Raw genomic sequence first — 7,623 nt, 5'->3', positions numbered from 1 at the left:
AAGCCGCGCTTCACTTCACCAAGATCAGCGGAAAACCGAAATCCCCATAATGCACCGCGTGCGGCCCGCGGGTTCCTGCATTAGAGGCTTTCGTACGCCTTCGGCGCCCCGAAACCCTTCACAATAATAGCTGCGGCACATTGCGGTTACACGCCCCGATTTCGGTCATTCTCCAATCGAAGCGCTTACCTCGAAAGCTGCCGTCGCGTCGGACTTGACAGGCAAGAACCAGTATGGCTCTGCACAGGGATGGGGGCCGCGATCCCTCACGAGGCGTCAGCTGAAGATTCGCATCCATTGTGATCTTTCAAGGATGCTTCATGCCACGTCTTGCGTATGCCGCCTGTTTGCTTGCCTCCGCAGCTTCACCTGCCATCGCCCAGCAGAGGGAGGGGTTCGACCTCTCGGGTTCGATCCGCGTGCGCTACGAGACGATCGAAAACCAGCCACGGACCGGATTCGACCGCACCGACGCTCTGATGAATCTGCGCACGACGCTGTTCGCCAGCTATCGCGAGGGCCCACTGACCATTGCGGCCGAGATCTGGGACAGCCGCGTATGGGGCGCAGACGCGGGCACGCCGGTCACGACCAACGAGGTCAACACTGCCGAACTGGTGCAGGCCTATGCGGCGTATCGCACACAGCTCGGCAAGACCCGCCTCACTGTTCAGGCCGGCCGCTCCACCCTCAACATCGGATCGCGGCGGCTGGTGGCCGCTGACGATTATCGCAACACCACCAATGGCTATACCGGATTGAAGACCGACATCGCCGCGCCAGGCGGGATCGCGGGAACGCTCATTTACGTGCTTCCGCAACAACGCCGGCCCGATGACGCGGCGTCGCTGCGTAGCGGGCGCATCGAATGGGATCATGAAGGGTTCGATCAGGTGCTGTGGGGCGGGACCGTTGCCAAGGCCAAGGCGATCGGCCCGGTGACGATCGAGACGAGCTTTTATCACCTCGGCGAACGCGACACGCCCGGTCGGGGAACGCGCGATCGCTCGCTGAACACCTATGGCGGGCGAGTCATGCGAGACGCGGCCGCGGGTAAAGTCGATTTCGAGATCGAAGCCTTTCTTCAGTCCGGCCGGATCAGCGCTTCCACGGCGGCGAACGCGGCGAAGGTGCCGGTCAGCGCGAGCTTCGTTCATGCCGATCTGGGCTACACGCTCGCAGATGCCTGGAAGACCCGGTTTTCCCTGGAGTACGACCGCGCGAGCGGCGATCACGTGGGCGGGAGCTATGGGCGCTTCGATACGCTATTCGGCATGCGTCGAGCCGATCTTGCGCCGGCCGGACTCTATAATGCGGTGGGCCGCGCCAATTTGGTCTCGTTTGGACCCCGCGTCGAGATGGCGCCCTCCAAGCGCATCGACCTGACCGCGACGTGGCACGCGCTGTGGCTGGCCGAGCCAACCGACAGCTTCTCCACGACGGGCGTGCGAGACGCCAGCGGTCGTGCTGGCAATTTCGCCGGACATCAGTTCGACGCACGGCTGCGCTGGTGGGTGCTGCCCGAAAAGTTGAGGTTCGAGGCGAACGGCGTCGTGTTGGCGAAGGGCCGATTCCTGCGTGAAGCGCCAAATGCGCCCGCAGGAGGGACGACGCTTTACACGTCGGTCAATCTAACCGCGAGCTTTTGAATGTGAGCGCCGGTCCGATCTGACGGTATTGAAAAGCGTCAGTCGACATGCCGTTCAGCGCCCATCGGCCGTCCCTCCGGCTCACTGCGGTTCCCAAAGGCCGTCGCTTGATCAGGAGTGAAGCGCGGTTCAGTCTGTTCCGACACGCCATGCGACGAATAACCTCGGCCACCGACGTCCCCGTCTCCACCTGCTTCAGAGCGAACGCGATCTGCTCGTCAGTCTACCTCGACTGAACGGCGGTTCACTTCCTTCACCCAATGTCAACGGTAACGCCGGTGTACTGGGAGCGCAGCAATGCTGCGCTCCTCAGCTCCTTCAATAGTCCATCGCCGGCATCGGCGCGGCCCTTTCGTCCTTTGGCACCTCGGCGACAAGCGCCTCGGTGGTGATTAACAGCGAGGCCACGGAGGCAGCGTCCTGGAGCGCGGTACGTACGACCTTGGCCGGGTCAATAACGCCGGCCCGGACAAGGTCCTGATACTCTCCGGTCGCGGCGTTGAAGCCCCAACTATAGTCCTCGCTCTCGAGCAGCTTGCCGACGATCCACGCACCGTCCTCACCCGCGTTCTCGGCGATCTGCCGCGCAGGCGCGCGGAGCGCCCGACGCACGATGTCGATGCCAGACTGCTGGTCGTCGTTCGCCGCCCCGAGTCCATCCAGTGCCTTCAGTGCGCGGAGCAGCGGCACACCGCCGCCCGGCAGGATGCCTTCTTCGACTGCGGCGCGGGTGGCATGGAGCGCGTCATCGACGCGGTCCTTCTTCTCCTTCACCTCGACCTCCGTCGCGCCGCCGACCCGGATCACCGCGACGCCGCCGGCAAGCTTCGCGAGCCGTTCCTGCAGCTTCTCGCGGTCATAGTCGGACGTCGTCGTCTCGATCTGCTGCCGGATCTGCGAAACCCGGCTGTCGATGTCGGACTTGGCGCCGACGCCGTCGATGATCGTGGTGTTGTCCTTGTCGATCGAGACCTTCTTTGCCCGGCCGAGCATGCCAATAGTGACATTCTCGAGCTTGGTGCCGAGCTCCTCGCTCACGACGTTGCCGCCGGTGAGGATCGCAATGTCCTCGAGCATCGCCTTGCGGCGATCGCCGAAGCCTGGCGCCTTGACTGCCGCGACCTTGAGCCCGCCGCGCAGCTTGTTGACGACCAGCGTCGCCAGCGCCTCGCCTTCGACGTCCTCGGCGATGATCAGCAGCGGACGGCCCGACTGCACCACCTTCTCGAGCAACGGCACCAACGCCTGCAGATTCGCGAGCTTCTTCTCGTGGATCAGGATGTACGGGTCATCCAGCTCAACGCGCAGCTTCTCGGGATTGGTGATGAAATAGGGCGAGAGATAGCCGCGGTCGAACTGCATGCCGTCCACCGTCTCGAGCTCGGTCTCGAGGCTCTTGGCCTCCTCGACCGTGATCACGCCCTCATTGCCGACCTTCTCCATCGCCTCCGCCAGGATGCGGCCGACCTCCTCGTCGCCATTGGCCGAAATGGTTGCGACCTGCGCGATCTCGGTGTTGGCGCTGACCTGCTTGGCATGCGCTTCGAGATCCTTGACCACCGTATTCACGGCGAGATCGATCCCGCGCTTGACGTCCATCGGGTTCATGCCGGCGGCGACGGCCTTCGAGCCTTCGCGCACGATCGCCTGGGCGAGCACGGTGGCGGTGGTGGTACCGTCGCCGGCCTTGTCGTTCTGCTTGTTGGCGACTTCGCGCAGCATCTGCGCGCCCATATTCTCGAACTTGTCGGCGAGCTCGATCTCCTTGGCGACGGTGACGCCGTCCTTGGTGATGCGGGGCGCCCCGAAGCTCTTCTCGATCACGACGTTGCGGCCCTTGGGGCCCAGCGTCACCTTCACTGCATTCGCAAGCGTATCCACGCCGCGCAGCATGCGGTCACGCGCGTCCGACGCAAACTTGACTTCCTTTGCAGCCATCGCTGCCTACTCCTTTCTTGTCCTTCCTGGATGTTCGAGGGATAAAGGCGGTCGGTCAGGCCGCCTGCTTGAGCGGGACCGCAGTCTCGACCACGCCGAGGATGTCGCTCTCCTTCATGATGAGCAGGTCCTCGCCGTCGATCTTGACCTCGGTGCCCGACCATTTGCCGAACAGGATGCGGTCGCCGGCCTTCACCGACAGCTCGACGAGCGAACCGCTGTCATCCCGCGTGCCCGGGCCGACAGCGACGACTTCGCCTTCCTGCGGCTTTTCCTTGGCGGTGTCGGGGATGATAATGCCGCCCGAGGTCCTCTCCTCGGCTTCGATGCGGCGGACGACCACACGGTCGTGCAAGGGGCGGAAATGCATGCATAACCTCCAGTTGCATAAGCATGATGTCAATGTGCCCGACGCTCCCTAGCAGCGGCGGGCGAGGCGGAATTAGGAAAGCAGATTTTTTGGGTCAAGACCCGGAACGCAAATTTTTGGCACTCGTCGGCAGACAGTGCCAAAAGCCGCGATCTTGACGGCGTGGACGGTGTGTCGCCCTCTTGACGGCGTTAAACTGTCCACCAATTTTGGCGATGGGCACAGGCCCCGTGGAAAGGAGCGACAGCAAGGAAAGGAGGCATGTACATGTCGCAACCAGTCTCGCGCATTCTTCATCCCTTCGACGTTGCGCGTCACCCCAGTCTCGAGCCCGAGGTCAAGTGCGCCATTCTCGCTCGCTGGGCGTCCGACCGATCGGCGGTCAGGGACAACCCGGCTTTGCGCAGCCGCCCGGGTGCGCGGAGCGCCGTTTCAATCGACGAAGTGCTTGCTGCGTTGCGCTCGCTTGACGCTCAGAAACGACCGAGCGAGGCGACGCGGCAATGAGCGATCGGGCATTCATCTCGCAACTGGAGGGCTATGGGCTAACCTTCGCAGAGATCCACTATTACCGCCTCGACGCGCCCTCCTTGCTACAGTTGTTCGTCTGGCAGGAATATGATCTGGCACCCGACTTCCCGGTGCTGCTCAATTTTCTCGACTATTGGCGACGCGAGATCGAGGCGGCGCTCCACTCGGTGCGGATCGCGCATGAGCGATTGATCCGGCCCGCGGAGTGGCGCGCGGTGGACGGCGTCATTTCGATCTAATAAGCCGCGGCCCGATCCCACGCTGGCGCGAGCGCGACGGCGTCCCGCGTAAATCGTGCTGCCGTTCGACGACATCATGGAGTTAGTGCTGGCGCTGCTGGCGGTGACGCCCGCGGAACTGGAAACGCTCGGCTGGCCGTCGCCGAGCGCAAGCCGCTGTTCGACCATTTCCTCGCATCGGGGAGCGCTGCGCAGGGCATGCAGATCGACGATCTGCCGACGTTTCCGATCGAGCTGGCGCTTCTGCAGCGCGATCTTGACCGGCTCCAGCGGTTCGCGCGTTGCGAGCTGCCAAGTCCGCGACCAACGCCGCGATGTTCGATCCGACAGCCGCTCTGGGCCCCGCGTCGCACCGGCGCGCCCAGTGTCGCATCTGGAGGATTGCTATCCATGCATGAAAGGCGCGCCCGCCTAGCCGCCGATGACGAACTGCATAGCCAGGGCGTGTGACCGCGTTCAGCTGGCTTCGGCGTTTAGTTGCCGTTGAAGCTCGACACCGCTGCGCGATCATCGTCGCGAGGAGCCCGCACCGCAAAAAATCATTACAAAAAGTAGTACTGTTCAACGCAACTCAAAACGAGCTTGATCCGTTAACCCAAAATAGCCATTGTGGGTAAGGCAAAGGCAGGCTGGAGAGGAGCCGGATCATGACATCGGTTACCTGACGATGTCTGAGAATAGTTGCCTTTGTAACAGACGTAACTCGCCCTGATAATGACTATCTTAGGGAGTTGCTGAAATGTACTTTGAAATAACTAGGCAGGGTGCGGAGGCCAAAGCTGTCGGCGCACGAGGGCCATGGAAGTGGCGGTTGGTGCGGGAGCCGGACAATATCGTCGCGTACGGAGAAGGCTACGGCTCGAAGAAGGAGTGCGAGGCCGCGGTAGCTTCGGTGATGCTGGTCACCAATGCGACACCGATCCGGTATGACCCCGGCGACAATTAGGGGTCTCTGATCGAAGCGCGAGGTAGCAGCGGTATAACGCTCGCCGAGCTCCACTGATCGCCTCGCCTCAGGAGGCAGATGCGCGCAAGATGACCTCGCTACATCGGAGGTCTGCAATCGCTTGCGATCCGGTTCGGCCCCTGGATCAGCTGGATATAATCATGAGACTGGAAATGGCTGCCAGCACCTGGGCATCGGCATAGGGCTTCTGGACGACGACGCTTTTGGGGACACCCTCGGCGGCCCAGTCCGCCGCACTGTCGCCAGTGGTATAGACGACGGGAAGCTCCGGGTTTAGCGACCGTGCGTGACGTGCTACCTCCCAGCCGGTTGGTCCTGCTCCCATTCGCACGTCGGTAATGAGCCCGCCGATCTCCTCGATCCGTTCATCGAGCAGCCGTATCGCTTCCTGGCCATTGCTGGCGGCGAGGACCTGGTACCCGCCATCGACAAGTGCGTCTTCCGCAGCCGACTGAATAAGCGGCTCGTCTTCAGCAAACAGTATGAGGATGGAACCAGACATGAAGATCGTCCCGTGTGAAGAGAGCGGACTGTCGATGATGTGCGATGCCGGAGGGCTGCTCCCAGACGATCAGCATGATGAATAGTTCCCGGCCCTCACAAGAAGGGCAATCGGGGAAGCAACCTTTCAATCTGGCCATTTCCCACCGCGTGTAAGGAAGCGCAACGCGCGGCGCCATTTTGGGGTAGCAACGCGACGACCATTTTCTGGTGTTCTCAATATAATTAGCCGCCCGCGCAAACGCCGGTGATCCTGAATTGCGCAAATCGGTTCTGCCGATGGCCCGTGCCTTGAACTCGCTCTGGAACCGGCTATTCATGCGCGACAAATTCAGGCGGAGATGATCATGAGTGAAGAAACGTCGTTGAGTGCTGTTGAGCTTGCCGCTGAACTTACCGTTGCCTGGCTCGCCAACAACAACACGCGTGCCTCGACCGATGAGGCGGTGGCGTTTCTGACAGCGATGCATAAAACGGTCGGTGGACTTACCGCGCCGGCAGCGACCGAAGCTGAACCTGCCGCTGCGTCGGAATATACGCCTGCAGTCACCGCGCGGAAAAGCCTTGCGAGCAAGGAACACATCGTCTCGATGATTGACGGGCGGCCCTATCGCACGCTGACCCGCCATCTCGGCACGCATGGTCTTACGCCCGCTGAATATCGCTCGCGCTACAACCTGCCTGCGACCTATCCGATGACCGCGCCGGCCTATTCCGAGCAGCGCCGCGAGATGGCGAAGAGGATTGGCTTGGGCCGCAAGCCCGGACAGAAGGTGCAGAGCAAGCCCGTGCCAAAGGCAGCGCCCAAGCCCAGAAAGGCAGCGAAAGCGAAGGGCAAGCCCGAAGCTGCGGTCGGTTAGGACCCGCCGAGACCGTATCGTTTGAGCTGGCCACCGCCGCGGCAACCATTGCGGCGAGGCTTTCGTCCGCCTCGCGCCGGACATTGGCTTCCTTCGAGTGCAGGCCCCGCTTCAGCCAGTCGGGGGGCTCTGGCCAGCGCGAATGTGACGAGGCGCTGGAGGTCAGAACAGGCACCCATGTCCGGTCTCGAGCAAAGAAGGCGGGCGCATGCAAGCAGCGCATTGCCTGCCGCTGCCCATCCTCACTCGGCCAGGCTGGGTGGGGCACCGCGGTCCATGCGAAGATACCAGCCCCCGGGCTGGTATCTTCCTCCTCGACCAGTTCCCGACCGCCCTCATGCTCCTCTTCTCTTCATGACCACCGGAGGAGCGCTTCGCAATCACGCCAGCGGTCGAGCCGTCTGCGACCGACATCGTTCCGTGATTCCTTCGCTGGGCGGACGATTGTCAACGCCGGTCGGATTCCAGGCCAGCGGGGCGGAGTAAAAGCAGGCCATTGTTGATGCGGGCCTGACGATATGAAGAGGGCCCCGATCGGGGCCCTCTTCATATCGTTGTCGTCGTCGAT

9 protein-coding genes are annotated in these 7,623 nt (G+C 62.4%); 6 read left to right on the top strand and 3 right to left on the bottom strand.

The window, feature by feature from the left end; all coding sequences use genetic code 11:
- Positions 1-320: 320 nt before the first annotated feature.
- The gene (locus M9978_RS22830) at positions 321-1,649 is read left to right on the top strand and encodes an alginate export family protein (RefSeq protein ID WP_254297451.1); all 1,329 of its coding nucleotides are present in this window, start codon (positions 321-323) and stop codon (positions 1,647-1,649) included.
- A 318-nt stretch (positions 1,650-1,967) separates the two neighbouring features.
- On the opposite strand, the gene groL is transcribed toward M9978_RS22830, so the two are convergent.
- Both groL and groES read right to left on the bottom strand, forming a co-directional pair.
- Positions 1,968-3,587: a chaperonin GroEL gene (groL, locus tag M9978_RS22825; RefSeq protein WP_254297450.1), complete on the bottom strand. Its 1,620-nt coding sequence runs from the start codon at positions 3,585-3,587 to the stop codon at positions 1,968-1,970.
- A 55-nt stretch (positions 3,588-3,642) separates the two neighbouring features.
- Positions 3,643-3,957, bottom strand: coding sequence for a co-chaperone GroES (gene groES / locus M9978_RS22820; protein ID WP_254297448.1), 315 nt, complete (start codon positions 3,955-3,957; stop codon positions 3,643-3,645).
- Positions 3,958-4,224: 267 nt separating this feature from the next.
- On the opposite strand from groES, the gene M9978_RS22815 reads away from it, so the two are divergent.
- The 4 genes from M9978_RS22815 (at position 4,225) to M9978_RS23510 (ending at position 5,673) form a co-directional block, all read left to right on the top strand.
- The gene (locus tag M9978_RS22815) at positions 4,225-4,464 is read left to right on the top strand and encodes a hypothetical protein (RefSeq protein ID WP_254297446.1); all 240 of its coding nucleotides are present in this window, start codon (positions 4,225-4,227) and stop codon (positions 4,462-4,464) included.
- A complete protein-coding gene (locus M9978_RS22810; RefSeq protein WP_254297444.1) occupies positions 4,461-4,727 on the top strand; it encodes an usg protein in 267 nt (88 codons plus the stop codon). Before M9978_RS22815 ends, M9978_RS22810 begins: the two co-directional genes overlap by 4 nt.
- Before the next feature lie 198 nt (positions 4,728-4,925).
- Complete coding sequence (locus tag M9978_RS22805) at positions 4,926-5,177, top strand: hypothetical protein (protein WP_254297443.1); 252 nt, start codon at positions 4,926-4,928, stop codon at positions 5,175-5,177.
- 289 nt (positions 5,178-5,466) lie between these two features.
- Positions 5,467-5,673, top strand: a complete 207-nt coding sequence (locus M9978_RS23510) for a DUF1508 domain-containing protein (RefSeq protein ID WP_367305101.1) — start codon at positions 5,467-5,469, stop codon at positions 5,671-5,673.
- A gap of 145 nt (positions 5,674-5,818) precedes the next feature.
- Here M9978_RS23510 and M9978_RS22800 read toward each other — a convergent pair whose 3' ends face one another.
- Positions 5,819-6,196 carry a response regulator gene (locus tag M9978_RS22800; RefSeq protein WP_254297441.1) on the bottom strand — a complete coding sequence of 126 codons (378 nt, stop codon included), beginning with the start codon at positions 6,194-6,196 and terminating at the stop codon, positions 5,819-5,821.
- Between the two features lie 346 nt (positions 6,197-6,542).
- Between M9978_RS22800 and M9978_RS22795 the strand changes: the two genes are divergently transcribed.
- Entirely contained in the window at positions 6,543-7,055 is a 513-nt protein-coding gene (locus M9978_RS22795) for a Ros/MucR family transcriptional regulator (protein ID WP_254297439.1), read from the top strand.
- Positions 7,056-7,623 lie beyond the last annotated feature (568 nt).

Origin of the sequence: Sphingomonas tagetis (assembly GCF_024211275.1) — a bacterium.
Taxonomy (GTDB): Bacteria; Pseudomonadota; Alphaproteobacteria; order Sphingomonadales; family Sphingomonadaceae; genus Sphingomonas; species Sphingomonas tagetis.
This window is presented reverse-complemented; position numbering and strand designations above follow the sequence as displayed.